Origin of the sequence: Pseudomonas abietaniphila (assembly GCF_900100795.1) — a bacterium.
In the GTDB taxonomy this organism is placed as follows: domain Bacteria; phylum Pseudomonadota; class Gammaproteobacteria; order Pseudomonadales; family Pseudomonadaceae; genus Aquipseudomonas; species Aquipseudomonas abietaniphila.
The window spans coordinates 171955-198108 of record NZ_FNCO01000011.1; the positions used below are offsets into that span (position 1 = coordinate 171955).

At 60.8% G+C, this 26154-nt stretch carries 26 protein-coding genes, 1 tRNA gene and 3 pseudogenes; 12 read left to right on the plus strand and 18 right to left on the minus strand.

Annotated elements, in window-relative coordinates:
* Positions 1-21: 21 nt before the first annotated feature.
* Complete coding sequence (gene ku, locus BLS87_RS21075) at positions 22-942, minus strand: non-homologous end joining protein Ku (RefSeq protein WP_074755242.1); 921 nt, start codon at positions 940-942, stop codon at positions 22-24.
* Positions 943-1178: 236 nt separating this feature from the next.
* Between ku and BLS87_RS21080 the strand changes: the two genes are divergently transcribed.
* Both BLS87_RS21080 and BLS87_RS21085 read left to right on the plus strand, forming a co-directional pair.
* Positions 1179-2378, plus strand: a complete 1200-nt coding sequence (locus BLS87_RS21080) for an MFS transporter (protein WP_074755244.1) — start codon at positions 1179-1181, stop codon at positions 2376-2378.
* A 167-nt stretch (positions 2379-2545) separates the two neighbouring features.
* The gene (locus tag BLS87_RS21085) at positions 2546-3268 is read left to right on the plus strand and encodes an SDR family oxidoreductase (protein WP_074755246.1); all 723 of its coding nucleotides are present in this window, start codon (positions 2546-2548) and stop codon (positions 3266-3268) included.
* Between the two features lie 52 nt (positions 3269-3320).
* Here BLS87_RS21085 and BLS87_RS21090 read toward each other — a convergent pair whose 3' ends face one another.
* The 5 genes and pseudogenes from BLS87_RS21090 to BLS87_RS21110 all read right to left on the minus strand — a co-directional run.
* Positions 3321-5438, minus strand: a complete 2118-nt coding sequence (locus BLS87_RS21090) for a rhodanese-like domain-containing protein (protein WP_074755248.1) — start codon at positions 5436-5438, stop codon at positions 3321-3323.
* A 141-nt stretch (positions 5439-5579) separates the two neighbouring features.
* Positions 5580-6232, minus strand: a pseudogene (locus BLS87_RS21095) (glutathione S-transferase family protein).
* Positions 6229-6825, minus strand: coding sequence for a cysteine dioxygenase family protein (locus BLS87_RS21100; protein ID WP_074755250.1), 597 nt, complete (start codon positions 6823-6825; stop codon positions 6229-6231). The pseudogene BLS87_RS21095 and the gene BLS87_RS21100 overlap by 4 nt, the downstream one beginning before the upstream one ends.
* A gap of 185 nt (positions 6826-7010) precedes the next feature.
* Positions 7011-7280: pseudogene (locus tag BLS87_RS34955) on the minus strand (amino acid ABC transporter ATP-binding protein); the annotation flags it as partial.
* Positions 7281-7393: 113 nt separating this feature from the next.
* Positions 7394-7579 (minus strand): annotated as a pseudogene (locus BLS87_RS21110) (amino acid ABC transporter permease); the annotation flags it as partial.
* A gap of 470 nt (positions 7580-8049) precedes the next feature.
* Here BLS87_RS21110 and BLS87_RS21115 point away from each other — a divergent pair.
* A complete protein-coding gene (locus BLS87_RS21115; RefSeq protein ID WP_074755252.1) occupies positions 8050-8904 on the plus strand; it encodes a LysR substrate-binding domain-containing protein in 855 nt (284 codons plus the stop codon).
* Between the two features lie 97 nt (positions 8905-9001).
* Here the strand turns inward: BLS87_RS21115 and BLS87_RS21120 are convergent, their stop codons facing one another.
* From BLS87_RS21120 to BLS87_RS21130, 3 genes are all read right to left on the minus strand, one after another.
* Positions 9002-9724 (minus strand): alpha/beta hydrolase, encoded by a 723-nt coding sequence (locus BLS87_RS21120; protein ID WP_074755254.1) that lies wholly within the window; start codon positions 9722-9724, stop codon positions 9002-9004.
* A gap of 140 nt (positions 9725-9864) precedes the next feature.
* Complete coding sequence (locus tag BLS87_RS21125) at positions 9865-11190, minus strand: LLM class flavin-dependent oxidoreductase (protein ID WP_074755256.1); 1326 nt, start codon at positions 11188-11190, stop codon at positions 9865-9867.
* A 15-nt stretch (positions 11191-11205) separates the two neighbouring features.
* On the minus strand, positions 11206-12147 hold the full coding sequence (locus tag BLS87_RS21130) for an aliphatic sulfonate ABC transporter substrate-binding protein (protein WP_074755258.1): 942 nt from the start codon (positions 12145-12147) through the stop codon (positions 11206-11208).
* Between the two features lie 228 nt (positions 12148-12375).
* Here BLS87_RS21130 and BLS87_RS21135 point away from each other — a divergent pair, with 228 nt between their 5' ends.
* Complete coding sequence (locus BLS87_RS21135; protein ID WP_074755260.1) at positions 12376-12819, plus strand: hemerythrin domain-containing protein; 444 nt, start codon at positions 12376-12378, stop codon at positions 12817-12819.
* A gap of 257 nt (positions 12820-13076) precedes the next feature.
* Here BLS87_RS21135 and BLS87_RS21140 read toward each other — a convergent pair whose 3' ends face one another.
* The 3 genes from BLS87_RS21140 to BLS87_RS21150 form a co-directional block, all read right to left on the minus strand.
* Positions 13077-14075, minus strand: coding sequence for a bile acid:sodium symporter family protein (locus BLS87_RS21140; RefSeq protein WP_074755262.1), 999 nt, complete (start codon positions 14073-14075; stop codon positions 13077-13079).
* 201 nt (positions 14076-14276) lie between these two features.
* Positions 14277-14507, minus strand: coding sequence for a hypothetical protein (locus BLS87_RS21145; protein ID WP_143024440.1), 231 nt, complete (start codon positions 14505-14507; stop codon positions 14277-14279).
* A gap of 195 nt (positions 14508-14702) precedes the next feature.
* Complete coding sequence (locus tag BLS87_RS21150) at positions 14703-15881, minus strand: GGDEF domain-containing protein (RefSeq protein ID WP_074755266.1); 1179 nt, start codon at positions 15879-15881, stop codon at positions 14703-14705.
* A gap of 240 nt (positions 15882-16121) precedes the next feature.
* Here BLS87_RS21150 and BLS87_RS21155 point away from each other — a divergent pair, with 240 nt between their 5' ends.
* Entirely contained in the window at positions 16122-16403 is a 282-nt protein-coding gene (locus tag BLS87_RS21155) for a hypothetical protein (RefSeq protein WP_074755268.1), read from the plus strand.
* A gap of 83 nt (positions 16404-16486) precedes the next feature.
* Here BLS87_RS21155 and BLS87_RS21160 read toward each other — a convergent pair.
* A tRNA-Ser gene (locus BLS87_RS21160) sits at positions 16487-16574 on the minus strand.
* 135 nt (positions 16575-16709) lie between these two features.
* On the opposite strand from BLS87_RS21160, the gene BLS87_RS21165 reads away from it, so the two are divergent.
* The 7 genes from BLS87_RS21165 to BLS87_RS21195 all read left to right on the plus strand — a co-directional run bounded on the left by BLS87_RS21165 (position 16710) and on the right by BLS87_RS21195 (position 20983).
* Positions 16710-17384, plus strand: a complete 675-nt coding sequence (locus tag BLS87_RS21165; RefSeq protein WP_074755270.1) for a Bax inhibitor-1/YccA family protein — start codon at positions 16710-16712, stop codon at positions 17382-17384.
* A gap of 115 nt (positions 17385-17499) precedes the next feature.
* Positions 17500-17892, plus strand: a complete 393-nt coding sequence (gene tusD / locus BLS87_RS21170) for a sulfurtransferase complex subunit TusD (protein ID WP_074755272.1) — start codon at positions 17500-17502, stop codon at positions 17890-17892.
* A gap of 1 nt (position 17893) precedes the next feature.
* Positions 17894-18256 carry a sulfurtransferase complex subunit TusC gene (tusC, locus tag BLS87_RS21175; RefSeq protein ID WP_074755274.1) on the plus strand — a complete coding sequence of 121 codons (363 nt, stop codon included), beginning with the start codon at positions 17894-17896 and terminating at the stop codon, positions 18254-18256.
* Positions 18256-18555 carry a sulfurtransferase complex subunit TusB gene (gene tusB, locus BLS87_RS21180; RefSeq protein ID WP_074755276.1) on the plus strand — a complete coding sequence of 100 codons (300 nt, stop codon included), beginning with the start codon at positions 18256-18258 and terminating at the stop codon, positions 18553-18555. Before tusC ends, tusB begins: the two co-directional genes overlap by 1 nt.
* Entirely contained in the window at positions 18552-18887 is a 336-nt protein-coding gene (locus tag BLS87_RS21185) for a TusE/DsrC/DsvC family sulfur relay protein (protein ID WP_074755278.1), read from the plus strand. The genes tusB and BLS87_RS21185 overlap by 4 nt, the downstream gene beginning before the upstream one ends.
* A complete protein-coding gene (locus BLS87_RS21190) occupies positions 18884-19885 on the plus strand; it encodes a glycosyl transferase family protein (protein ID WP_074755280.1) in 1002 nt (333 codons plus the stop codon). Before BLS87_RS21185 ends, BLS87_RS21190 begins: the two co-directional genes overlap by 4 nt.
* A gap of 96 nt (positions 19886-19981) precedes the next feature.
* A complete protein-coding gene (locus BLS87_RS21195) occupies positions 19982-20983 on the plus strand; it encodes a glutathione S-transferase family protein (protein ID WP_074755282.1) in 1002 nt (333 codons plus the stop codon).
* A gap of 68 nt (positions 20984-21051) precedes the next feature.
* Here the strand turns inward: BLS87_RS21195 and cysG are convergent, their stop codons facing one another.
* The 5 genes from cysG to lolA are packed head-to-tail and all read right to left on the minus strand — an operon-like array spanning position 21052 to position 26095.
* Positions 21052-22446 carry a siroheme synthase CysG gene (gene cysG, locus BLS87_RS21200; RefSeq protein ID WP_074755284.1) on the minus strand — a complete coding sequence of 465 codons (1395 nt, stop codon included), beginning with the start codon at positions 22444-22446 and terminating at the stop codon, positions 21052-21054.
* On the minus strand, positions 22447-23727 hold the full coding sequence (gene serS / locus BLS87_RS21205) for a serine--tRNA ligase (protein ID WP_074755286.1): 1281 nt from the start codon (positions 23725-23727) through the stop codon (positions 22447-22449).
* 29 nt (positions 23728-23756) lie between these two features.
* Positions 23757-24131 (minus strand): fluoride efflux transporter CrcB, encoded by a 375-nt coding sequence (gene crcB / locus BLS87_RS21210; protein WP_074755288.1) that lies wholly within the window; start codon positions 24129-24131, stop codon positions 23757-23759.
* Positions 24131-25453 (minus strand): replication-associated recombination protein A, encoded by a 1323-nt coding sequence (locus BLS87_RS21215; RefSeq protein WP_062380779.1) that lies wholly within the window; start codon positions 25451-25453, stop codon positions 24131-24133. Before BLS87_RS21215 ends, crcB begins: the two co-directional genes overlap by 1 nt.
* Positions 25454-25471: 18 nt before the next feature.
* Positions 25472-26095, minus strand: a complete 624-nt coding sequence (lolA, locus tag BLS87_RS21220; RefSeq protein WP_074755290.1) for an outer membrane lipoprotein periplasmic chaperone LolA — start codon at positions 26093-26095, stop codon at positions 25472-25474.
* Positions 26096-26154 lie beyond the last annotated feature (59 nt).

The following is a 26154-nucleotide window of genomic DNA, read 5'->3' on the forward strand; positions in this document are numbered from 1 at the left end:
TTATCAACCCGGCATCGCTTTTCAGGATGCCTTGGTCGCTTTCTTCCTTGCAGGGGCGCGCCGTTTGGCCGGAACGTCTTCATCATCGGCAGCGGTTTTGCTCTTGCTGGCAGGTTTGGTTTTTACGGGGGCTTTGGCTGAACCGCCACGGCCACCCAGGCTGCGTTTGAGCAACTCAGTCAAATCGATGACATCAGCGGATTTGCGCTCGGTTTCCCCAGCGTCGGTCTCCACATCCTCGATCTTGCCTTCCCGGGCTTTGGTCTCGACCAGCGTCATGATCTGGTCCTGGAACGTGTCACGGTATTCTTCGGCGTCCGGCGTCCACTCGGTGCTCATGTCCTTGACCAGGCGTTTGGCCATGTCCAGTTCGCTCTTGCTCAGTTTGACGTCGGTCGCCTCCTTCGGCAGATCCAGCGTGTCGAGCCCGCGCACTTCAGAAGGCCAGCGCAGCAGCACCAGCACGATGGCCGACTCCAGCGGCATGACGGCAGCGAGGTGCTGGCTGGTGCGGATCACGACATGGGCCAGCGCCACCTTGCCGGTGTCTACCAGCGTTTGTCGTAACAGAGCGTAGACCTTCTCGCCACGCTTGTCGGGCGCGAGGAAGTAAGGCGTGTCGATGTTTTGCAGCGGAATGTCCTTGCTGTCGACAAAACCGAAGATGTCGATGGTCTGCGTCGACTTGGGGTGAGCAGCGCGAATCTCTTCCTCACTGATCACCACATAGCGGCCTTTCTCGTACTGCACGCCCTTGACGATGTTCTCTTTGGTGATTTCCTTGCCCGTGGCTTTGTTGATCCGTTTGTAGCCCACCGGGTCCATGCTGCGTTTGTCCAGCCAGTCGAAGTCAACGCCTTGCCGCGACGTCGCCGACACCAGCGCGACCGGAATATGCACCAGCCCGAAACTGATCGCGCCTTTCCAGATTGCCCGAGCCATCGCGTGATTCCTTGTGGGATGAGTCTGTGTAGGAGTGACCGGGGCAAGGGAGGAAAAGTTTCGGCGGAGCGACGGGTGCAGAGATGGCGCATCAGCACCCTTCTTTTGATGCATAAGACATATCCACCCGATAGCACTTCTTAACGCAACGAAAAAGCGTTAGCCTCTGATCCTTCCTTTTTATGCACCGTGGTAGCGCGCTTTTGCGGCCCGTTGCAATGCCAGTCGAGATCCGCATGACTTCCATGCCCCACGCCAACCCCGGTGCAACGATGACCAAGGGCCTGGCCGTACTGTTTGCGTTCTGCTGCGGCGCAATCGTTGCCAACATCTACTACGCCCAACCCATCATCGGATTGATCGCGCCTGACATCGGGCTGTCCAGCACGCTGGCGAGTTTCATCGTGTCGTTGACGCAGATCGGCTACGCGCTGGGGCTGTTCTTCCTGGTGCCGCTGGGTGATCTGCTGGAAAACCGCCGGTTGATGATCATCACCACGGTCGTGGCCATTCTCAGCCTCTTGAGCGCTGCCTTTGCGCAGACGCCTAACCTGTTTCTGCTGGCCTCGCTGCTGGTGGGGTTCAGTTCGGTCGCGGTGCAGATTTTGATTCCGCTGGCCGCGCATCTGGCGCCCGAGGAAACACGCGGACGTGTGGTCGGCAGCATCATGGGCGGCCTGCTGTTGGGCATTCTGCTCGCCCGCCCCGCTTCCAGCATCATCGCCGACCACTTCGGCTGGCGTGCGGTGTTCGGGACGGCAGCGGCGGTCATGCTGGTGATCAGCGTGGTATTGGCAACGACCATTCCCCGGCATCAACCCGCCCACAACGCCAGCTACGGGCAATTGCTGACCTCACTGTGGACGCTGTTGCGCAAGCAGCCGATTCTGCGCCAACGGGCGTTTTATCAGGCCTGCATGTTCGCCACGTTCAGCCTGTTCTGGACGGCTGTGCCACTGGAACTGGCGCGCAACCATGGCCTGTCGCAGAGCCAGATCGCCATTTTCGCGCTGGTCGGTGCGATTGGCGCCATTGCCGCGCCGATTGCCGGGCGTCTGGCGGATGCCGGACACACGCGAGTCGCCAGCCTGTGCGCCATGCTCTTCGCCGCCCTGAGCTTTCTGCCCAGCCTGATCACGCCAGCGTATGCGGTGATCGGCATGGCGGTGACCGGCATCGTCCTGGACTTCTGCGTGCAGATGAACATGGTCCTCGGCCAGCGCTCGGTCTACGCCCTGGACGCCAAAAGCCGCAGTCGTCTCAACGCGCTTTACATGACCAGCATCTTCCTCGGCGGCGCCACCGGTTCGGTGATCGCCAGCGCCCTGTATGACCACGGCGGCTGGACATGGATCGTGATCGCCGGGAGTGCATTCCCGCTCATCGCGCTGCTTGCGTTTCTCAAAAACTCGGCGTCCGGGTCGCGATCTTTCTAAGCGCCCGATAGCCAGACGGACACTGTCCCTGTGGGAGTGAATTCATTCGCGGTGCGATCGTACAACCGACAAGAAAAGGTCGGAGGCACTGGCCAATCGCGAATGAATTCGCACACAGGGACGCACCCCGACCTGAACCTTTTCCCCAATCTTACGGAGCACTATTCATGACCTCCCGCACTTTCCTGATCACCGGCGCCAGCAAAGGCATAGGCCGTGCGCTGTCCGAACACCTGGCGGCCGCCGGTCATCAGGTGGTGGGCATCGCCCGCCACGCCGACGACCCGACCTTCCCGGGCGTGCTCAAAGAGCTTGATCTGAGCGACAAAGACCAGACCCGCTGCGGCCTGACCGAGCTGGCGCAGCACTATCGCTTCGATGGACTGGTGAACAATGTCGGCCTGGTACGTCCGCAGCCGCTCGGGCAGATCGAGCTGGACGACTTCGACGCCGTGATGGGCGTCAACCTGCACTCGGCCCTGCTCGCCACCCAAGCCTTGCTGCCCAACATGCGCGAACAAGGCTGGGGCCGGATCGTCAACATCTCCAGCCTGACCGTGCTCGGCATCACCCAGCGCACGGCCTACGCCGCCGCCAAAGCCGCGCTGATCAGCTTCACCCGCTCCTGGGCGCTGGAACTGGCGCAGACCGGCATCACCGTCAACGCCATCGCCCCCGGCCCGACTGAAACCGAGCTGTTCCGGCAGAACAACCCGGTGGGCAGCGAAGGCGAAAAACGCTACCTGTCCGGCGTGCCCATGGGCCGCTTCGGCCAACCCGAAGAAATCGCCTCGGCGATCGCCTTCCTGCTCTCCGAACAGAGCGGGTTCATTACCGGGCAGACGTTGTTTGTCGACGGTGGGGCTTCGGTGGGTAAGGCGGGGTTTTGACACACAAACGCGTCGGTTGAACGAAGCCGCTGCCACAGGTGCATCCGGCGCTTCAACGGATCGCCGCAAACCCCCGTTCCAGATCTTCGATCAACGCGCTCACGTCCTCCAGCCCGATGTGTAACCGCAGCAGCGGATTCAGCGCCTTGTCTGGAGCGTTATCGCGGTCGCGGACGTTGGCGACGATGATCAGGCTTTCGAAGCCGCCCCATGAAGCACCCAGCCCGAACAGCTGCAGCGCGTCGATGAAGGCGTCCAGGTGTTTGGGGTCGTTGTCGGCGAGTTCAAAGGTCAGCAGGCCGTTGCTGCCGCTGAAATCGCGCTTCCAGAGTGCGTGATTCGGGTGATCCGCCAATGCCGGATGGAACACGCGCCTGACCTGCGGATGCTGTTGCAACCAGTGGGCGACTTGCAGGGCCTGGCGCTGATGAACGTCGAGCCGCGCAGCCAGGGTGCGGGCGCCACGCAGCACGAGATACGCGTCGTCAGGACTGACGGTGCTCATGCGGGATACCGGCGGGTTCACACTGCGCACACCGCTGCCCTTTTCGCCTCGTGCGGCATGGACCAACCGGGTGCGGACACGGCTCTGGTTCTCGCTCGAAGCCAAGGGCTTGAGGCTGGCGATTTCCTGTTCGGTCATCTGCCCCAACAACCCGATCTCCCACGCCAGGTACTGACGGGCCGCATCCTTGTTGCCGGAGTGACGGTCGTGGGTGAAGAACAGAAAATCGATGCACTGCTCGTTCAGCGGGTTGCCTGCATCTTCATGCACAGGCAGGCCGGCCGATTGCCAGGCCCTGAAATCCAGCCATCGGGCGTGCACTCGCTGCTGCTCGGGCAATTCAAGGGCCGCTATTGCCGCGACATCGGCATGATCGGCCACGAGCACCACCGGCTTTGTTTCAGTTGCCAGATCATCGGCCAGACGCGAACGAATCGACCAGCGAGCCCCTGCGATCTGCGCCTTGCGAAACGCCATGCTCCCGCGCAGGTCCACCAGCACAACGGTGTTGTCACGCAGCGAGTCCGCCAGCTCGGCAGCGCTGATCGAAGGCAATGCTGGCGCGACAGCGTCACGCTCGGGCGTTAACGCCAGACCGCTGTGCAAGCCGCCCTTCAACACGTAGGCCTGATGCCCAAGCTGACGTAACCAACTGGCCACGATGGGGGCGCGCACGCCATCGTTGTCGATCAGCACCAGCCGCGCGCCACGCACGCCGATGTAGAGGTCGGTGGATTGAATCAACTGTCCGCCCGGCGTGTGTTGCGCCCCGGGGAGACTGCCGAAGGCAAACTCTTCCGGGGTGCGCACATCGCACAGAAACAGGCTGCGCGCGGGGTCGCCAGACCAGGCCACGACCTGCTCGGCGTCGACGGTCGTCACACCCGCCCGCTGAGCCAGACGTGTGGCGGCCTCACGTTGCTGCGCCAGCGACGCGGCAGCGGACACTTGCGGGTAGCGACGCGTGCTGCCGTGTTCCAGCGGCAGGTCGGCGAGGTACCACCCTTGTGTACCGTTCTCCAGCGCATACACCGGGTTCTTCACCCCCAGGTCAATCAGGGTCTGTGCACCAATGATGCTGCGCGTGCGCCCCGCGCAATTGACCACGATCGGCGTCGTGTCATCCGCAACCAGGTCGGCCAGCCGATACCCCAGCTCGCCGTTGGGGCAGCAGATGGAACCGGGAATGGTCATCTTGCGGTATTCGTCGAACGGCCGGCCGTCGAGCAACACCAGCGGTTCGCCTCTGGCCTGCAATGCCGCCAGTTCGGTCGCGCTGATGTGCGGCGTGTGACTGGCTTCTTCCACCAACTCGCCAAACGCCTTGGACGGCACGTGCACCCCGGCAAACAGTTGCAGGCCTGCCGCTTGCCAACCATCGGCACCGCCTTCCAGCACATGGACGTCGGTGTAGCCGAGCGTTTGCAAACGTTGCACCGCCCGGACGGACACATCGTGGCCGGTCTGGTCGTAGATCACCAGGCGCACCGCGGGATTGGGCGCCAGCCGACGCGCTTCCAGCTCAAGGCGACTGTAGGGCAGGTTCACCCCGTGAAACAGATGCGCTTCGCCGTACTGACCATGCTCGCGCACATCGAAGAGGGCGATCTCCTTCCCGTCGAACAACCAGGTTTGCAGGTGTTGCGGGGTGACTTTTTGGCTCATGGAATTCTCGTGATTCAGAAAATGATGCAACTCGCTTTTGTAGGAGCGCGCTTGCCCGCGCTTCAGGCGCCGCGGTACATCAGGCAGTCCGCGTTATCGTTTATCGCGGGCAAGCGCGCTCCTGCAGGACGGTGAGCGCCTTTACTGCAACGCCAACGACTTCTCGCCCGCTGCCACGTCCCTGCCCTTGTCATACGCCCGCTGCACGGCCGGGCGGGCTTTGATGCGTTCGCGCCAGGCGTGAATGTTCGGGTAACGCGCCAGGTCCTGGCCCTGCCGCAATGGCTGAATCCACGGGAAGATTGCCATGTCGGCGATGGAGTATTCGCCCGCCACGAACGGCACGTCGCCCAAGCGTTTTTCCAGCACGCCATAGAGGCGCGCGGCCTCGGCGCCGAGCAGGTCGAGGGCGAAAGGAATCGGCTCCGGCGCCTTCTCCTTGAACACCTGCAACTGGCTCAGATAAGGCGTGATATGCCCGACCTGCCAGAACAACCACTCCTGCACACGCTGACGCTCGGCAGTGCCTTCGGCGGGCAGAAGCGGCCAGCCTTGTTCGCCAGATAATTCAGGATAGCCCCGGATTCGAACAGGCTCAGGGGATCGCCCGCTGTCGGAGCATGATCGACAATCGCAGGAATCCGCCCGTTGGCACTGATCGCCTGGAACCCGTCCTGCTTCTGTTCGCCCGTGCGGATATTGATCGGCAGCAACCGGTATTCCTGGCCCAGCTCTTCCAGCAGGATGCCGACTTTCAGCCCGTTGCCCGTCGGCCAGTAGTAGAGATCGATCATGCGTACGCCTTGATCGACGGGGCCATTTGCGAGGCGTTGTAGTTGAGCACCTTGCCTTCGGTGTTGACGCCGTAGCGCCCGTTCAACGACTCCAGCGGACGGCCATACAAATGGAAATGCAGGGTCGGGGTTTCGCCATCGACCTTGATGCCATGCAGGTCCTCACCCAGGAAGCTGATCGAGGTGCCCGGCTGCACCACCACTTCTTTCTCCAGCTCAAGCCTGGCGAAGGCCGGGTCGCTGCCGTCGTCGGTGCGCGCCCAGACGTAGTTGATCTCCTGCCCCTCGATCGCCACGATCACCGCCCAGGTTTCGTGGTTGTGCGGCAGCGTGCTTTTGCCCGGCAGCAGGGAGTTCATGTACAGCGTCGGGGTCTCGCCATCGTCGTTCAGGCGATAACGAAACGCCGTATCGCCCTCACCCGGCACGGGCGCAGGGAAGGTCGTGAAGTTGAACAACTCACGGCGCTGGGCCAGCTCTTCCAGCAGGCTGACGATCTCTTTCAGGGCTTCACGGTCAACGCCGCGCCGATGGATAACGCGGATTTTTTGCAGGAAGTCTTCGATCACTTGGCTGCGGTCTTCGGTGCTCATCAGGTGCTCCTTTTATAGATTTTCAGGGCGTGCGATAAATCTCTGCCAGACCACACTGCCCCTGTAGGAGCGCGCTTGCCCGCGATTGCAATCGAACAGTGCCATCTGTGCTGAATGACACACCGCAATTCGCGGGCAAGCGCGCTCCTACAGGGTTCTTGGCGTCTGACAGACGGATATCAACGTCAGACAGACAAACTGTAACGGCTGATATTGCTCAACAAAAACGGATCGCCAACCGCTGCGGGGCGACGTCCGGCGTCGCCGAGGGCGTGGCGCATTTCGTGGGTGACCAGCACGCAGGTCATGCCTTCCTCGGTCAGTTCGCGAATCACCGTCAGCACCTCGCCGACGGTTTCCGGGTCGAGGGCCGAAGTCACTTCGTCGAACAGGATCAGCTCGGGTCGCATCGCCAGCGCCCTGGCGATCGCCACGCGTGGCTGCTGGGCCGATGATCGACACCGCCTGACCGCGCTGCACATCGAGGTCGATGCCTTTGAGCACGGTGTTGCTGCCAAAGGACAAGTGAATGTCGCGCAGGCTGATCAGCGGGTGTTCGGCGCGCGTTTCAGGAGAAGGCATAACGTCGCTCCAGGTATTGAGTGAGTCGGGAAATCGGATGGCAGTAGGCAAAAAACAACGCCAACACACTGAAGTAGATCAGCACTGTGAAGCCGGTCCGGTTGACCGTGTTGCTGGCGATCTGCGCGGTGTCGATCAGGTCGTGCACACCCACCAGCGACGCCAGCGCCGATCATTAATGGCAGGAAACGAGCAAATGGCGAGCGCGTGTACGGCACGGACTTCCCCTCAAATGGTCATCGGCTCGGCGCTTGCGACGGGTGACGTCAGCGCCTTGTAATGAACCGCATCCTAGGGAGAGTACGTGATGAGCGGAAATTCAAATATCCAATATGGTTATAACTTTCTGGTTTGGCGATTTAGAGCAAAACGGCATAAGCGCTGTTTTATTGGGCTGTGCGGATATTTTGAAAGAGAGGGCTTTTGCAATTCATAAAAAAACGTAATGTATTGAGCGATTCCGCTGATGTAATACGGACCTGTAGGAGCGCGGCTTGTCCCGCGATCGGCGGGGAACCCGTCGTCAACCCAACGATTGCATTACACCTGAGGCTACCGAGCCGTCTGATTCTACTGCCGGTACCCGGCAGATCGCGGGACAAGCCACGCTCCTACAAAACTGACGTTTACGGGATACACAACATGTCCTCCACCCTAGACCTCGAATTGCTGCGCACCTTCGTCGCCGTTGTCGATCATCACAGCTTCGCGGGCGCCGGGGCGCAGTTGTCGCGCACGCAATCGTCGGTGACCCAGCACATGCAGCGTCTGGAGCAACAGATTGGCGTCAGCCTGTTCCAGAAACAGGGCCGTCAGAAGCAACTCACCGAACCCGGTCGGCAGCTGTTACGGCACGCGCGGCAGATGCTGTCGCTCAACGATGACGCGCTCAATTCACTGCGAGAAAGCAGCCTCAGCGGCGTGTTGCGCATCGGCTCGCCTCACGACATCGCCGACACGATCCTGCCGCCGATTCTCAGCCACATCGCCCGATCCGCGCCGAGGCTGCGGCTGGAGATAGACGTGGGTCGCAGCCCATTTCTGATGGAAGATCTGCATCGCGGCAAGGTCGACATGGTGATTTCGACCCGCGAGGATCCCGCCCTGGAAGGCTTCGCCTTGCGCACATCACCGGTGTGGTGGATCTGCTCGGCGCAGTACCTGCACGTGCCCGGCGAGCCGATTCCGCTGATTCTGGTGGATGAGCCGAGCATCTATCGGCGGTACGCGATCGAAGCACTTGAGCGCGCCCACATTCCCTGGCGCCAGGCCTATCTGGCCTCGAACCTGATCGGCATCAAGGCCGCCACTCGCGCGGGGCTCGGGGTCACGGCCCGCAGCATGGAAATGCTCGGCCCGGACATGCGCGTTCTGGGCGAAGCCGATGGCCTGCCGCGCATGCCCGACGTCACTTATCACCTGTGGATCCGGCCCAATACCGTAAACCCGCTGGCGCGCCGGGCCTATGAACTGATCCGCGGCAGTCAGGGGTTGTAAAGCCCACGACACCTTTGATTCTGCCGAAGGCGCAGGAGCGCGCTTGCTCTGGGCAGCACTCGGACGATCTATCGCGCAGCGGCAGCCATCAGACGCGTCAGCCTTTGAGCACCCCTTCGATCCAACGCTTCAAATCGGCAACCTCGGCCGACGTAATGGTATGCCCTGCCCCGGCGTAGGAATGAAACTCCGGATTGATCAGCAAGTTCTCCAGCACCGTCCGTGCCTCGGTCGCGCCGGAGAACGACACGCGGTTGTCGGCCGAGCCATGACCGATAAACACTTTGAGCGGTTTCAAAGCGGCATCCGGTTTGAGCCGGGCATTGAGCGCCGCAAGAATCTTGCCGCTCAACGGCGCGATGCCACGCACCATTTCCGGATGCTGCAAGCCGATCTGATAACTCATCATCGCGCCCTGACTGAAGCCCACCAGCACCACCTTATCGGGTTGCGTGCCGTACTTCTCGGTGGCTTGTTCGATGAAGGTCCTCAGCAGATCGGTGCTCTTGTCCACATCGCTGGTCACACCTTCGTATTCGGCCTGATCGGTGTCCTGACTGAACCACTTGTACCCGCCACCGTCGACCTCCAGCGGCGCACGCACTGACAGGTAGGTGTAATCCGGCGACAACTCGTCCTTGATGCCGAACAGGTCGCGCTCGTCACTGCCGTAACCGTGCAGGAAGATGATCAGGGGTTTGTCATGGGTATCGGCGGGGGCAGCAGCGAGATACGGCAGGGCGAGATCGGTGAGCAGGGCTGGCTCGGCGTGAGCAAAACCGGTGAACACACAGAGCAGCGCAGCGAAAAACTTCATCATTGAGAACGGGCCCTTTCAAAAAAACGTCGGGCCCATCATACGCAGCATGTTTCGGATGTCAGCCCGAAATCGACCGGGGGATGCTGTCAGAAGGCTGTACAGCTCGCAGATTTTTCGGACAACTGCTGAAGCTGAGCCCTTCAATCCTCCAACGCCGCCAACCCCAGATGCTCCCGCAAGGTCGAGCCCTCATACGCGGTGCGAAACAGCCCCTTGCGCTGCAAATGCGGGATCACGCTTTCGACGAACTCGCTGAACGACCCCGGCAGATACGCCGGTGAAATCACAAAACCATCGCAGCCGCCCTGGGTGAACATCTCTGCCAGTTGATCGGCAATCTGCGCCCCCGTGCCCAGCAGTTGCGGCACCCTGACGCTGCTGGCGAAAATCCTGCCGAGTGCTTCCAGGGTGGTTTCAGCCCCTTGCATCAACAGCTTCTCGGCAGCGGCCGGAGGGATCAACGGCGAGCGTGCGATTTCCGCCAAGGTCGCCGACAAGGGGAAAGGCGACAGATCGACGTTGAGCTGCGAAGCGAGTGTCACCAACCCCAGTTCGGGGCGCGCCAGCGCGTTGTGTTGGTCACGCTTGGCACGTGCCTCGGCCTCACTGCCGCCAATGAACGGCATGACCGCCGTCAGCACCTTGCAACTGTCGGCGTGGCGTCCTTGCTGCACGACCTGCCCGCGCACGTCCTCGCGAAACGCGTGCATCGCCTTCAGATGCGGGTGAATGGTGAAAATCGCTTCGGCCCAACGCGCGCCAAAACGGCGGCCCCGACCCGAGGACCCGGCCTGAATCAACACCGGTCGCCCCTGCGGCGTACGCGGAATGTTCAGTGGCCCTTCCACCTTGAACCACTCGCCTTGATGCTGCACCGAGGTGATCTTCGACGGATCAGCCAGCACGCCGGTTTCACGGTCGAGTTTCAGCGCATCCGGCGCCCAGCTGCGCCACAGCTTCAGCGCCACCTCGACGAACTCGTCGGCACGGTCGTAACGCAGGTCGTGCTCAAGGTGCTTGTCCTTGCCGAACAGACGCCCCTCGCTGTCGTTCATTGATGTGACGATGTTCCAGGCTGCGCGGCCCTTGGACAGATGATCGAGCGTGACGAACTCGCGGGCGATGTGCGCGGGCTCGTAATAGGTGGTCGAACGGGTCGCCCCCAAGCCCAGCTTGCGTGTTTGCCCGACCAGGTAGGACAGGATCGGCAGCGGGTCCAGCCGTGTCGCATCCTGCGCACCGTAGCGCAAGGCGATATCCCGCGAGCCGCCCATCTGGTCGCCAACAGCGAGGCGATCGGCGAAAAACAGGAAGTCGAACAGCCCCTCTTCCACCACCCGCGCCGTGCGCGCGTAGTACTCCGGGTCGAGGTAGTGACCCATGGTGTCCGGATGGCGCCAGACGGCATGGCTGTGGATAACCGGCCCGGTCAGCAGAAAGGCAGACAAGTGAATTTGACGGCTCATGATGCTTCTCCTGCCTTATTTGGCCTTGGGCACCCAGACGGCGATGTCGGAAATCTTCAACGGCTTGGGAATCAGCTTTGCTTCGTAATAGTAATCAGCGATGCGCTGCTGCTCGGCCAACTGATCGACCTTCACCGGAACGATGTCATAGCTGCGGCGGCTGTTGGCCAATTCCACGGTTTCCGGCGGAATATTGCCCCACAGCGGCGCGAGGTTTTTCGCCGCCTCCTGGGGATGGCCTTTCACCCACTGCCCGGCGTCATGAAGCGTGTCGAACACCACTTGCAGCACCTCGGGGTGCGCCTTGGCGAAACTCGTGTTGGCGACATAGAAACGGTTGTAGTTGGCGACGCCTTTGCTGCCATCCGCCAGCACACGAACATGATGCTCACGTTCCTGGGTGGCGAGGAACGGGTCCCAGATCGCCCACGCATCCACATTGCCACTTGAGAACGCGGCCACGCCGTCTGGCGCTTCCAGGTACACCGGCTGAATGTCTTCCAGCGTCAAGCCGGCCTTTTTCAGCGCAGAAATCAACAGAAAATGGCTGCCCGATCCCTTCGAGACCGCGACGCGCTTGCCTTTGAGGTCGGCGACGCTGCGAATGGGCGAGCCGTCCTGAACAATGATCGCCTGCGCGGTGGGCGAGGGGTTCTCACGTGCGTAATAGGTCAACGGCGTATTGGCCGCCTGGGTGAACAACGCAAACGCATCAGCCACATCGGCGTGCAGATCGACACTCCCCGCGTTCATCGCGCTCAACAGCCCGCTGCTGAACTCATGCCACTGCACGGTAAAGCCCAAGGGCTTCAGGCGTTGCTCGATCTGGCCGTCGTTCTTGAGCAACAGCCACAACGTCGATGAACGCTGGTAACCGATATTGATGACCTGTTCGGCCTGCGCCGTGGCGGTCGCCAGCAGCAGAGTCGCGGCGACGATGAATGTGCGAAGGGACATGGCAATCCTTAGGTGGGCGAGTGTTTGAACGACGCTTGGCGCCCGGCCTGACCAAAAGGCATGAGCACACCGTCTTAAAGTCCTTTTGATTATAAAAACTGCCACGGATTATGAAAGAAACGTATAGCTCTAAGCTTATGCATCTTGACCGAATGGAACGCCTGAGTGCGGCTCGGGTCTAGCCATAAGCACCTGATTGCAGACCCACAGCCGATGAAGGAAACGACCATGAACATCTTCGAAGCCCTGAGAGAAAGCCACGATCGGCAACGCGGCTACGCCGATGCCTTGATCCAGACCCACGGCGACAGTAAAGACCGTGTCGAGGCCTACGAACAGCTCAAGGCCGAGCTTCAGGCCCACGAGACCGCTGAAGAACGCTTCTTCTATATTCCCCTGATGAAGTACGACAACGGCGTCGACCTCAGCCGCCACGCCATCTCCGAGCACCACGAGATGGACGAGATGATGGAAGAACTCGACGAAACCGAGATGTCCAGCCCCGCATGGCTGGCGACCGCGAAGAAACTGTCCGAGAAGGTCCATCATCACCTCAAGGAAGAGGAACAGAAATTCTTCCAGATGGCGGGGAAGTTGCTGGACGACAAGCAGAAGGAATCGTTGGCGGGCGAATACGTGAAGGAATACAAGGAACAATTGGCGGAGGAATGATCCGCCTCCCGGCGATGACCTGACGTTGGCGCGTGATGCTCTTTTTTATAAACCACGACACCCGGCCGTATTTGGCGCTTTACGAGCTGAATGCGGCGTTTGGTTGACCGGCAACAAAGCGCCACCGGACGACTTCACGTCCAACCCGGCGAGCGGGGTGCTCGTGAGCTCTACCGCGATTGCAGGCACGCAGTGGCGGCTGCACGAAAACCTCGATGCCGCTCACTCAACGCATTACTGATGCGTACACCCACCGATCAAGGATCGACGTGCGCCATCAGCTCCGGCACAGACTCATTGCGTTTGGCATAACGCTGCGCCAACACCGCGCAGACCATGAGCTGGATCTGGTGGAACAGCATCAGCGGCAGGATCAGCACGCCAATCGTGCTCCCCGCGAACAACACCTGTGCCATCGGTACGCCCGTGGCAAGGCTTTTCTTCGAGCCGCAGAACAGAATGGTGATGCGGTCTTCGACATTGAAACCGAACAGCTTGCCCAGCAACGTCGACGCCAGCAGCACCAGCCCCAGCAAGACGCAGCAAACCACCACCAGACCACCGAGATCCCAGAGCGGAATCTTGTGCCAGATGCCTTCGTTCACCGCCTCGCTGAACGCGCCGTACACCACCAACAGAATCGAACCCTGATCCACGAACTTCAGCCAGTTCTTGTTGCGGCCGACCCAGGCGCCGATCCAGCGGCGCATGATCTGGCCGGCCACGAACGGCAGCAAGAGTTGCACGCTGATTTTCACGATGGCGTCGACCGTCGAACTGCCCTCGCCGTGGACGTTCAACAGCAGCGTTACCAGCAACGGTGTCAGGAAGATTCCGAACAGACTCGACGCTGCCGCACTGCAGATCGCCGCCGGAATGTTGCCGCGCGCCAGCGACGTGAAGGCAATCGCCGACTGCACCGTGGCGGGCAACGCGCACAGATAAAGCACGCCCATGTAGAGGTCTTTACCAATCAGCGGAGACAGCACCGGCTTGAGCGCCAGCCCGATCAACGGAAACGCCACAAACGTCAGGCCGAACACCAACAGGTGCAAACGCCAATGGCCCGCACCTGCAATGATCGATTCGCGGGACAGCTTGGCGCCGTGCATGAAGAACAGCAGCGCAATCGCGATATTGGTCAACCAGCCAAACCCGACGGCCACTTGGCCGCTGGCGGGAAGAAGACTGGCAATGATCACCACCGTGACCAGCGCCAGGGTGAAGTTGTCGGGGAGAAAACGAGGACGAGTCATGTGAAATATCCGGATATACCTGGAACAGGGTTGTGACTCTACGCCTGTGAACAAGGACCGGCTAACGCCAATAAGCCGATGAATAGCGCTTAAAGGACAGACTTCTGTTGGTGAAACGTTTTTGTTGTTAAGGCGGGGCCATGCGCAGCGCGACCGGGCGCGCTGCCTCAGGTATTCAGCCAGACGCGGGGAACGACGTCATCAGGACATCCCGCCTTCTATCACGCGCAGCACGGTCACCCGCCGCTGCCCCGGATTGTCCGCAATGTGCTGACTCAGCGACGCCTGCCATTGATGGATGTCGCCGTGCCTGGCATCTGACATCAATGCATCCCAACCCACCGAATCCTGAGCAGCCACTTCCTCAGGCGACACTCGGGTAACACGTTCACGCTTCAACAGGTTTGCTGCAATTTCCGAGAGGGTACTCAAGGTGGACTCCATGGCACGCTCATCGGGGAGCATGCCGATACATAGCGGCGGGGATGGGTGCGGGGTGCCAGAACGCCAATTTTCAGTTGTTGCGGCAACCTGCAGCGAGGTCATAGCAAGGTTCAGACCAACGACAGCCGTCCGGAGCGACCCTTGATCTGAATGTGCGGCTGAGCAAGCGGGAGATGAGCGGTATCAGGAATGGCGTGTGGTTTTACTGCCGGCGACTCTGCGATCCACCAGACGAATGCGGTCGCGGCCCGCCCGCTTGGACTCGTAGAGCGCGGCGTCGCCTTGTTCGATCAAGGCGGCAAGACTCGACGGTGGTTGGTCAAACAGGCTGGCACCAATGCTCAACGTGACCGCTTCAGGCGTCTCGAAAGTCTGCGCCGCCGTGCGGTGAAACTGTTCGCGCAGGGAGCTCGCCAATGCCTCGATTCGTTCGCTCGAGGCATCGCGCAGCAGGATCACGAATTCATCGCCGCCCAGCCGCGCGGCGAGCGCACCTTCCGGCAAGGACGATCGGATCAATTCGCTGAGCGCAACCAGCAAGCGGTCACCTGCGGTGTGCCCGAACAAATCGTTGACCGACTTAAAGTTATCAATATCGATCAGCAGCGAGGCGCCTGGCCGCTCGCCAGAGACGTCATCGAGCACACGCGGCGCACGGACTTCCAGCGCCCGACGGTTGTACAGTGCCGTCAACGGGTCGCGCGCCGCCAACCGCTCGATGCGCTTCTCGCGGCGATAGCGCTCGGACCCGGTCATGGCCAGCGCGATGAACATGATCGCCATCGCACCTTCGACCAGAGAAATCTGGATGATCTCGCCACGAAACGCCGCCAGGTCGATCAACGTGCCCGGCATCACGGCGATCACGGCTTTGGAAAAATAGAACGCACCGTGAAACAGCAGCACATAGCGTAACTGCCCTGCCCCCACGCTCAACGACGTGCCATGCGGTCGCAGCAGCAAACTGGCTTTTAACATCAACACGCTAACCAGCAGCGAATTGCTCGCCAGCATCACCTTCGACCACCACGGCTCGTTGGGCAACAGCAACAGAGCCGCCCAGATCACGAAAATCAGGTACCAGCCACGTGACAGTCGTGACTCGGTGAAACGCGCAACACCCAGCAGGAACAACCAGTGCGCCGTCACCAGCAAGCCGTTGGCGAACCAGATACCGATCAACAAAATGCCGCTGCTGCGCAGCAACGCCAGCGTCGAACCGATCGTGATCGTGGCAAACCCCGCACTCCAGAACAGCAACGAGGCCCCACGCACATGCCGCCACTCAATCGCCAGATACAGCGCAGCCGCCGCAGCGAGGGCGATCGAAAGGGTCAACATCGTAGTGGGATCGAGCGCCATAGACTGCCTACTGCATGATCGGTTCTGAGGTGCGGTGCCAATTGTAAGCGCCTGGACGGCTTTTTTCGGAGGGAAATGGCGTGGCTTGATGTCGCAATGATAGCAACAATCCACGCGCCGCCGTATTTACTCCCCGACCTTTAAACACTATATGTGACGAAGTGACATCGACACCGGGGAACGCCCTGGACGATTGCACGCACATCATCGCGACAGCACCGTCGCGCCCCGGGAGGTTGAGTGAGTCTGGACACCACATTATCGGAAGAAGCCGGGTCGCCGCCTCAAGAGGGCTGGTTCTCCAACGAACACCGCGCACGCATCGACGAGCTGATCGCCAAACTGCAAACCAGCGACACCCGGGAAAGCGTCTCGCGCTATCACGCGATGGCTGAAGGGTATCTGCTGGGGCTGCTGGACTGCTATCACGCCAGCACCGAGCACCATGACGCGGTGAGGCAGTATTTGCACAACCTGGCTATTGCGAGGTTGAAGGTGGTGAAGGCGAAGGTTCGGCGATAGCTGGATGGCGGGATCGGCCACGCGGAACCGGAACGCCAGAAACGACAAAGCCCTGAATAATCAGGGCTTTGCGGTACAGAATATGGCGGAGGCGCAGAGATTCGAACTCAGGGACCTGTTACAGTCGGCAGTTTTCAAGACTGCTGCCTTAAACCACTCGGCCACACCTCCAATTGCGTTGCGGGCGCCATAATACCGTAATGAAACAAGCTGTCAAACTCTCTGACTCGCGCGTCCTCGCGGCTCTGTTATGATCTTTGCAACTTGAGATTTCAAACGACTCATTTCACCATCAGGAGTAGCGCCATGCGCGAACAGGATTACGCAGTCAACAACCGCGTGCAGGTCGAGCAGCTAGAGGTTAGCCGCGTCCTGCGCAACACATACGGCCTTCTGGCCCTCACTTTGGCTTTCAGCGGCATCATGGCGTTCGTCGCGCAGCAGATGCATGTGCGCTACCCGAACGTTTTCGTGGTGCTGATCGGCTTCTACGGCCTGTTCTTCCTGACCAACAAACTGCGCGATTCGGCGTGGGGTCTGGTGTCGGCGTTCGCGCTGACCGGTTTCATGGGGTTCATCCTCGGCCCGATCCTCAACCGTTATCTGGGCATGCAGGGCGGCGCTGAAATCGTTTCGTCGGCGTTTGCAATGACGGCACTGGTGTTCGGTGGCCTGTCGGCGTACGTGCTTATTACCCGCAAGGACATGAGTTTCCTGGGCGGCTTCATCACCGCAGGCTTCTTCGTGCTGCTGGCGGCGGTGCTGGCGAGCATGTTCTTCCAGATCAGCGGTCTGCAACTGGCGATCAGCGCAGGTTTCGTGCTGTTCTCGTCGGTGTGCATTCTGTTCCAGACCAGCGCCATCATCCATGGCGGTGAGCGCAACTACATCATGGCCACCATCAGCCTGTATGTTTCGATCTACAACCTGTTCATCAGCCTGTTGCAGATCTTCGGCATCATGGGCAGCAGCAAAGACTGATTCGCAGCCTGCCTCAACAAAAAGCCCGCTTCGGCGGGCTTTTTGCTGTCTGGTGTTGTTGAATTCTTTATCATTGCCTCCATTCACCCTTGCCAGTTCCTTGACCGAGCCGCCCATGAAGTTCGCCATTGCCCTGTATTCTCCCGCCCACGCGCCCTCCTCGCGCCGAGCGTTGCTGTTCGCGCAGGCCGCGTTGGCAGGCGGGCACGAGATCGTGCGGTTGTTCTTCTATCAGGACGGCGTCCACAGCGCCTCCTCCAACGTCGTTACGCCGCAGGATGAGCTGGACGTGCCTGCGCAATGGCGCGACTTCGTGACCCAGCACCAACTCGACGGCGTGGTGTGCATCGCAGCCGGCCTGCGCAGAGGCGTTCTGAACACACAAGAAGCCGAGCGTTACTCACGCCCCGCTGCCAACCTGGCGGAACCGTGGGACTTGTCCGGGCTCGGGCAGTTGCATGACGCTGTCCAGGCCGCCGACCGCTTGATCTGCTTCGGGGGGCCTTGATATGCCGAAGTCCTTGCTGATCATCAGCCGCCAGTCGCCGTGGTCCGGTCCGAGCGCACGCGAAGCGCTGGACATCGCCTTGGCGGGTGGCGCGTTTGATTTGCCGTTGGGCATGCTGTTTATGGACGACGGCGTACTGCAGTTGATGCCGTCGCAGCGCGCCGGCGCGTTGCAGCAGAAAGACATCACCGCCAACCTTCAGGCGCTGTCGATGTTCGGTGTCGAGGACCTGTTCGCCTGCCACACCAGCCTCGCCGAGCGCGGGCTGTCGCCCACCGAACTGAGCGTCGAACCGCTGCAGGTCCTGCGCGACCAGGACATTGCTGCGCTCATTGACCGTTATGACCAAGTGATCACGATCTGATGTCGACCTTGCATGTGTTATCTCATTCTCCATTCGCTGACTCGCACCTGAGCAGTTGCCTGCGCGTGCTCGGCAGCCACGACGCGATCTTGTTGTGCGGCGACGCCACGTACGCGCTGACGCCGTCCACGACAGCGCGTCAGACGCTCGATGCGAAAGTCGGAAGCCTGGCGTTGTTCGTGCTCGATGAAGACGCCAAAGCACGCAACCTGAGCCTTCCCGACTGGGTAAAAAGCGTCGATTATCCTGAGTTCGTCGCGCTGTCCGTGCAGTACGACAAGGTGAACACCTGGCTATGAAGCAACTCATTGTCGAGGGGCGCACCCTGGCGCTGGACAAGGACGGTTACCTTGAGGACCTTCACGACTGGTCGAACGCGGTGGCTGAAGCCTTGGCGCTTGAAGAAGACCTCGTGCTGACGCCCGATCACTGGGAAATCCTCGAGCTGCTGCGCGCCTTTTATGCCGAGTTCCAGTTGTCACCGGCCACTCGCCCGCTGGTGAAGTACACCGCGCTGAAGCTGGGCGCCGAAAAAGGCAACAGCCTGCACCTCAACCGTCTGTTCAATGGCACTCCCGCCAAACTTGCCGCCAAGCTGGCGGGCCTGCCAAAGCCGACCAATTGCTTATGACCGATTTCGCCCCCCTCGTCACCGAAACGCCTGCCGAGCACCCGTTCGCGCCCTTCGTGCGCATCCTGGGCAAAGGAAAACGCGGCGCGCGCAACATGACCCGCGAAGAAGCGCGCGAAGCCATGGGCATGGTGCTCGATGAAAAGGTCGAAGACACCCAGCTCGGCGCCTTCCTGATGCTGCTGCGGCACAAGGAAGAGAGTGCTGAAGAGCTGGCGGGTTTCACCGAGGCCGTCCGGGAACGCCTGACCGCCCCACCCATGGCGGTCGACATTGACTGGCCAACCTACGCGGGCAAGAAGCGTCACCTGCCGTGGTATCTGCTGGCGGCCAAGTGCCTGGCGCAAAATGGCGTCCGCGTCCTGCTTCACGGCGGTGGCGCGCACACGGCGGGCCGTCTTTACAGCGAACAGTTGCTGGACCTGCTGGGCATTCCACTCTGCCGCACCTGGCAAGCGGTCGGTGAAGCACTGGAACAAGAGAACATCGCCTTTATTCCGCTGGGTGACTGGGCGCCGCAATTGCAGCGCATGATCGACCTGCGCAACACCCTGGGCCTGCGCTCGCCTATCCATTCGCTGGCGCGGATCCTCAATCCGCTCGGCGCGCGCTGCGGTTTGCAGAGTATCTTCCATCCGGGTTATCAGGCCGTGCACCGCGACGCCAGCAGCCTGCTCGGCGACCACGCGATCGTGATCAAGGGTGATGGCGGCGAAGTCGAGATCAACCCAGACACCATCAGCCACCTGTACGGCACCACCGATGGCCAACCCTGGGATGAAGAATGGCCCGCGTTGTCGGAGCGTCGGCACGTCAAACCGGCCTTCCTCGAACCACAGCAGCTCGTCGCCCTCTGGAAAGGCGAGGTTGAGGACAGCTATCCGCAACTCGCACTCATCTCGACCATTGCCCTGGCGCTTCGTGGCCTCGGAATGCCCCGGGCTGAAGCCTTCGAGCGGGCCGAGCAGTTCTGGGCGAACCGGAACCGATCGATTTAACCGATCATTACTCCCCAGTCTTTGCGCTATTTCTTCGAACGATTGCCTTTAGACTGATCTCCAACGTACATCAGTACACACTTTTTGGAGTCAGACATGGGCCTTCTCGTCGAAGGGCGCTGGCAAGACCAGTGGTATGAAAGCAGCAAAGACGGGGCGTTTCAGCGCGAGCAAGCCAAACGCCGCAACTGGGTCACCGCCGATGGTCGCCCGGGCCCGTCGGGCGAAGGCGGCTTCAAAGCCGAGGCCGGTCGTTACCATCTTTACGTTTCCCTGGCCTGCCCATGGGCGCACCGTACGTTGATCGTGCGCAAGCTCAAAGGCCTGGAGAGTCTGGTAGACGTCTCCGTCGTCAGTTGGCTGATGCGCGAAAACGGCTGGACTTTCGACAAGCAGACCGGCTCCAGCGGCGATCCGCTCGACGGCCACACCTTCATGTACCAGCGCTATCTGGCAGACACCCCGGACTACACCGGTCGAGTCACCGTGCCCGTGCTGTGGGACAAGAAGCTGCAACGCATCGTGAGCAATGAGTCGTCGGAAATCATCCGCATGTTCAACTCGGCGTTTGATGAGTTGACCGGCAATCATCTGGACCTGTACCCAGAAGCGTTGCGCCCTGCGATCAACGAACTCAACGACCGCATTTACCCGGCCGTGAACAACGGCGTCTATCGCGCAGGCTTCGCCACGTCGCAAGGCGCGTACGAAGAGGCGTTCGACGAGGTGTTTGCCGAGCTGGATGCCTTGGAGACTCTGCTGGGTGAGAAGCGATACCTGGCGGGCGAATACCTGACGGAAGCGGATGTACGCCTGTTTACCACGCTGATCCGGTTTGACGCGGTGTACCACGGCCACTTCAAGTGCAACCTGCGCCGCATCGCCGATTACCCGAACCTGAGCAACTGGCTACGCGAGATGTACCAATTGCCGGGCGTGGCCGACACCGTGGATTTCGTGCACATCAAGCACCATTACTACGCCAGCCACGCCACCATTAACCCGACGGGTGTGGTGCCGAAAGGTCCGGATCAGGATTTCAGCGGGGAGCATGATCGTGGGCGCTTGAGCGGGAAAGGGATCTTGCAGAACGCCTAACGTAAGTGCTGCTGTGGCAGGAGCCGGCCCGCAGCAAGCCAGCTCCTTCAGTTTCGGTGAGCGTCTTATCAAACGCTCGCCTGAGCCCCTTCAAACCACGCCAGCTTCTCCCGCAACATCACCACTTCACCGACAATCACCAGCGTTGGCGCATGCACTTCATGCTCCGCCACCAGTTGCGGCAAATTGGCGAGGGTGCCGGTGAATACGCGCTGGTTGGTCGTGGTGCCTTGCTGAATCAGCGCGGCAGGCGTATCGGCGGACCGACCGTGTTTGATCAGTTCGCTGCAGATGATCGGCAACCCGATCAGGCCCATGTAGAACACCAGCGTTTGCGCAGGCGACACCAGATCCTTCCACGGCAGGTCGGTAGTGCCGTCCTTCAGGTGGCCCGTTACGAACCGCACGGATTGCGCATGGTCGCGGTGGGTCAATGGAATCCCGGCGTAGGCCGCACACCCACTGGCCGCTGTGATCCCCGGCACGACCTGGAACGGGATGCCGTGTGCCGCCAGTTCCTCGATTTCTTCACCGCCACGGCCAAAGATGAACGGATCGCCGCCCTTGAGCCGCACCACTCGCTTGCCCTGTTTGGCCAGAACCACCAATTGCTGGTTGATCTGATCCTGCGGCACAGCGTGATCGGCGCGTTGCTTGCCGACATAGATCCGGTCCGCATCACGACGACACAGTTCGAGAATGGCGGGCGCCACCAGACGGTCGTAGAGCACCACATCGGCTTGCTGCATCAGACGCAAGGCTTTGAAGGTCAGCAGGTCCGGATCGCCCGGCCCCGCCCCGACCAGATACACCTCTCCGGTGGCGGCAGGCGGTTCTCCGTCGATCTTCGCCTGAAGCAAACGCTCGGCTTCCGCGCCCTGCCCGGCCAGTTGCCGATCGGCGATCGGCCCCTGAAATACCTCCTCCCAGAATGCGCGACGTTGCTGCACATTCGGGAACAGGTTTTTCACCTGATGGCGGAAACGCGCGGCGAGTCCGGCGAGATGCCCATAGGTGGGCGGGATCCAGCTTTCCATCTTGGCGCGGATCAAGCGTGCCAGCACCGGCGCATCGCCGCCGCTGGACACCGCAATCACCAGCGGGGAACGGTCGACGATGGCCGGGAAGATCACGCTGCACAAGGCAGGCGCGTCCACCACATTCACCGGCACACCCCGCTGACGGGCATCAGCGGACACTTGAGCGTTAAGCGGCTCGTCGTCGGTGGCGGCAATGATCAGCACGCAACCGGTCAGATCCGCCTGGCTGTACCCCCGCAGAATCTGCTCGCCACCGCTGCGGTCGATCAGCTCGCGCAGCTCTGTTCCGATCTCGGGTGCAACCACCCGTAAAACCGCACCGGCATCGGCCAGCAGGCGAGACTTGCGCAAGGCAATCTCGCCGCCGCCCACGACCAATACAAGGGCGCCCCGCAGGTTGTGGAACAGTGGCAGAAATTCCATTTAGCCGATGACCTCGATGCCACCCATCCACGGTTTCAGGACTTCCGGCACGCGGATCGAACCGTCGGCCTGCTGGTAGTTTTCCAGCACGGCAACGAGGGTACGACCGACCGCCAGACCCGAACCGTTGAGGGTGTGAACCAGTTCAGGTTTGCCGGTTTCCGGGTTACGCCAGCGAGCCTGCATGCGACGCGCCTGGAAATCACCGCAGTTGGAGCACGAGGAGATTTCGCGGTACTTGTCCTGGCTTGGAATCCACACTTCCAAGTCGTACGTCTTCACGGCGCTGAAACCCATGTCGCCGGTGCACAGCGCCAGCACACGATAAGGCAGTTCCAGCAATTGCAGCACGCGCTCGGCGTTGCCGGTCAGGCCTTCAAGGGCTTCCATGGACTTTTCTGGTTCGACGATCTGCACCATTTCGACCTTGTCGAACTGGTGCTGACGGATCATGCCGCGGGTATCGCGACCCGACGCGCCCGCTTCGCTGCGGAAGCATGGGGTGTGGGCAACGAACTTCAACGGCAGCTGTTTGGCGTCCAGGATTTCGCCGGACACAATGTTGGTCAGCGACACTTCAGCGGTTGGAATCAGGTACAGATCGGCCTCGCCTTCGCGGGCGATCTTGAACAGGTCTTCCTCGAACTTCGGCAACTGCCCCGTGCCTTGCAGTGCAGGCGCCTGGACCAGATAAGGTGTGTACGCCTCTTCGTAGCCGTGCTCGTTGATGTGCAGGGTGATCATGAACTGCGCCAGCGCGCGGTGCAGACGGGCGATCGGGCCACGCAACAGCGCGAAACGGGCACCGGACAGTTTGGCGGCGGTTTCGAAGTCCAGCCAGCCGAATTTCTCGCCCAGCGCGACGTGGTCCTTGACCTCGAAATCGAACGACGCCGGGGTGCCCCATTTGCGCACTTCGACGTTTTCTTCTTCGTCAGCACCGACCGGCACCGACTCGTGCGGCAGGTTCGGCATGCTCAGCAGCATGGCGTCGAGCTCGGACTGAATACCGTCCAGTTCTTTCTTGCCGGTGCTCAGCTCTTCAGCCATGCGGTCGATGTCAGCCATCAGCGGTGCAATGTCTTCACCGCGCTGCTTGGCCTGGCCAATGGATTTGGAACGGGCGTTACGCTCTGCCTGAAGCTGCTCTGTGCGGGTCTGCACAGTCTTGCGCTGGTTCTCCAGCGCTTCGATACGGGCCACGTCCAGTGTGAAACCACGGGAAGCCAGGCGATCCGCTACGTCCTGAAGTTGGGTACGTAACAGTTTGGAGTCGAGCATATCGTTGCCTCGTTATTGAATCGGGTTTATTAAATGCGGGTCAAAGACAGGCCAGCCCAGGTCGCGAGCAGGCCGCCAAGTACACTGATCAATGCGTAGCCAATGGCGAGGGGAGCCTGACCGCTTTCCAGCAGACGAATCGTATCCAGCGAAAAGGACGAAAACGTCGTCAAGCCACCCAAAAAGCCCACCATCAAACCGGCGCGCAGCTCGATCGGCACTTCCGGGCGAATCAGAAACAGCCCGTACAGCAAGCCGATCAGCAAGCAGCCCACCAGGTTGACGGCCAGCGTGGCGGTATAGAAATGACGTGGCCAGTTCGCAGAAACGAAGTTGCCTGCGGCAAAGCGCAATAATGTACCAGCCATGCCCCCGGCGGACACGGCAAGAATCAATTGAATCATTATTTTCTCCGTTGACGGGGACTGGCGCGGTCGAGGGCGGCCAGATGTTTGAGTTTTTCGCCAATTTTCAGCTCAAGGCCACGGGGCACCGGCTGGTAATACTGACGCGGCTCGAGATCCTCTGGGAAGTAGTCTTCACCTGCAGCGTACGCATCCGGCTCGTCATGGGCATACCGGTACTCTTCGCCGTACCCGAGCTGTTTCATGAGTTTGGTCGGCGCGTTACGCAGGTGCAGGGGCACTTCCAGCGACCCATGCTCGGTCGCTTCGCGCATGGCCATCTTGAAGCCCATGTACACGGCGTTACTTTTTGGCGCGCACGCCAGATACACAATGGCCTGCGCCACGGCGAGCTCCCCTTCCGGGCTGCCGAGGCGCTCCTGAACATCCCACGCCGACATGCACAAAGGCAGCGCGCGAGGATCGGCATTACCGATGTCTTCGCTGGCCATGCGTACCACACGCCGTGCCAGATACAGAGGATCGCAACCGCCATCGATCATCCGCGCGAACCAGTACAGCGCGGCATCGGGGTTGGAACCGCGAATGGACTTGTGCAGCGCAGAGATCTGGTCGTAGAACGCTTCGCCGCCTTTGTCGAAACGACGACGGCTGTCCCCGAGCAGACTCGCCAGCAGTTCCGGTTCGATTTCACTGCCGTCTTCAGCCAGGTCCGAGGCGTTCTCCAACAGGTTGAGCATTCGCCGGCCATCACCATCGGCAGCCGCCAGCAGCGTCTTGAACGCTTCGTCGCCCAGCGTCAGATGACGGTTACCCAATCCGCGCTCTTCGGTCAGCGCCCGGTCAACCAACTGACGCAACGCCGCTTCGTCGAGGCTTTTCAGCACATAAACGCGCGCCCGCGACAGCAAGGCGTTATTGAGTTCGAAGGAGGGGTTTTCCGTGGTGGCGCCAATGAAAATCAGCGTGCCGTCTTCGACGTAGGGCAAGAAGGCATCTTGTTGCGACTTGTTGAAACGGTGCACTTCGTCGACGAAGAGGATCGTCCGGCGACCGTACTGACCGGCCTGCTGCTTGGCGACTTCGACCGCCTGACGGATCTCCTTCACACCCGCCAGCACGGCAGACACCGTTTCGAAGTGTGCATCCGAGACCTTTGCCAGCAACCGCGCCAGCGTGGTTTTACCCACGCCGGGCGGCCCCCAGAAAATCATCGAGTGCAGCGCTCCCTGCTCCAGCGCTTCACGCAGGGGCTTGCCGTGGGCGAGCAGATGTTGCTGACCGACGTACTCATCCAGATTGGTCGCCCGCAAGCGTGCGGCCAAGGGCTGGGCAATCGGTTCACTGCTGAACAGGTCCATTGAAGACGTTAGCGCCTCTTATTCCTGAATGACGTCAGCGCCCTTCGGGATGTCGAACTTGAATTTGCTCGCCGCGACAGGCTCGTTCGCCTTGACGCCAGTGAACAGGATATTGGTGCGCTGGCCGACGCTGTCGATCAACTGCATGTCGTTGATCATGCCGTTGCGGAAGGACAGACGCAGGTTGTCGAACAACGTGTCCTTGGATTTCGGCTTGAGCACGAAGTCGATCACGCCGCCCGCTTCCTTGGCCGTGATGTCGAAGCTCTCGCTGATTTTCGACACGTCACCGGACAGCAGCAAGGCCGGGGTCTGGGTCAGGCGCTGGTCCAGCGTCTTGATCGTGACCTGCTCCAGGTCCGGGTCCCACAGCGTGACTTTCTTGCCGTCGGACACCATGGTCTGCTCTTGAGGTGCGTTGGTGTGCCAGTAGAACAGGCCCGGACGCTGCAGAACCATGTTGCCGGAAGTCTCCTGCAACTGCGTGCCGCCGCCATCCAGGGTCAGCTGCGAAAAATTGCCGCTCAGGGTTTTCGAGTTTTCCAGCAGCTGGGTCAGGCGCGCGACGTCTTTGCTGTCGGCGTGGGCAGGAATGGCAGAAATGGCCAGTGCAGATACCAACAACATGCGGATAAGACGCATGGGATTCCTCTTTGAGTTGGGTTAAAGCCGGACGGCGCCATAGTGGCGCCGTCCAGTCA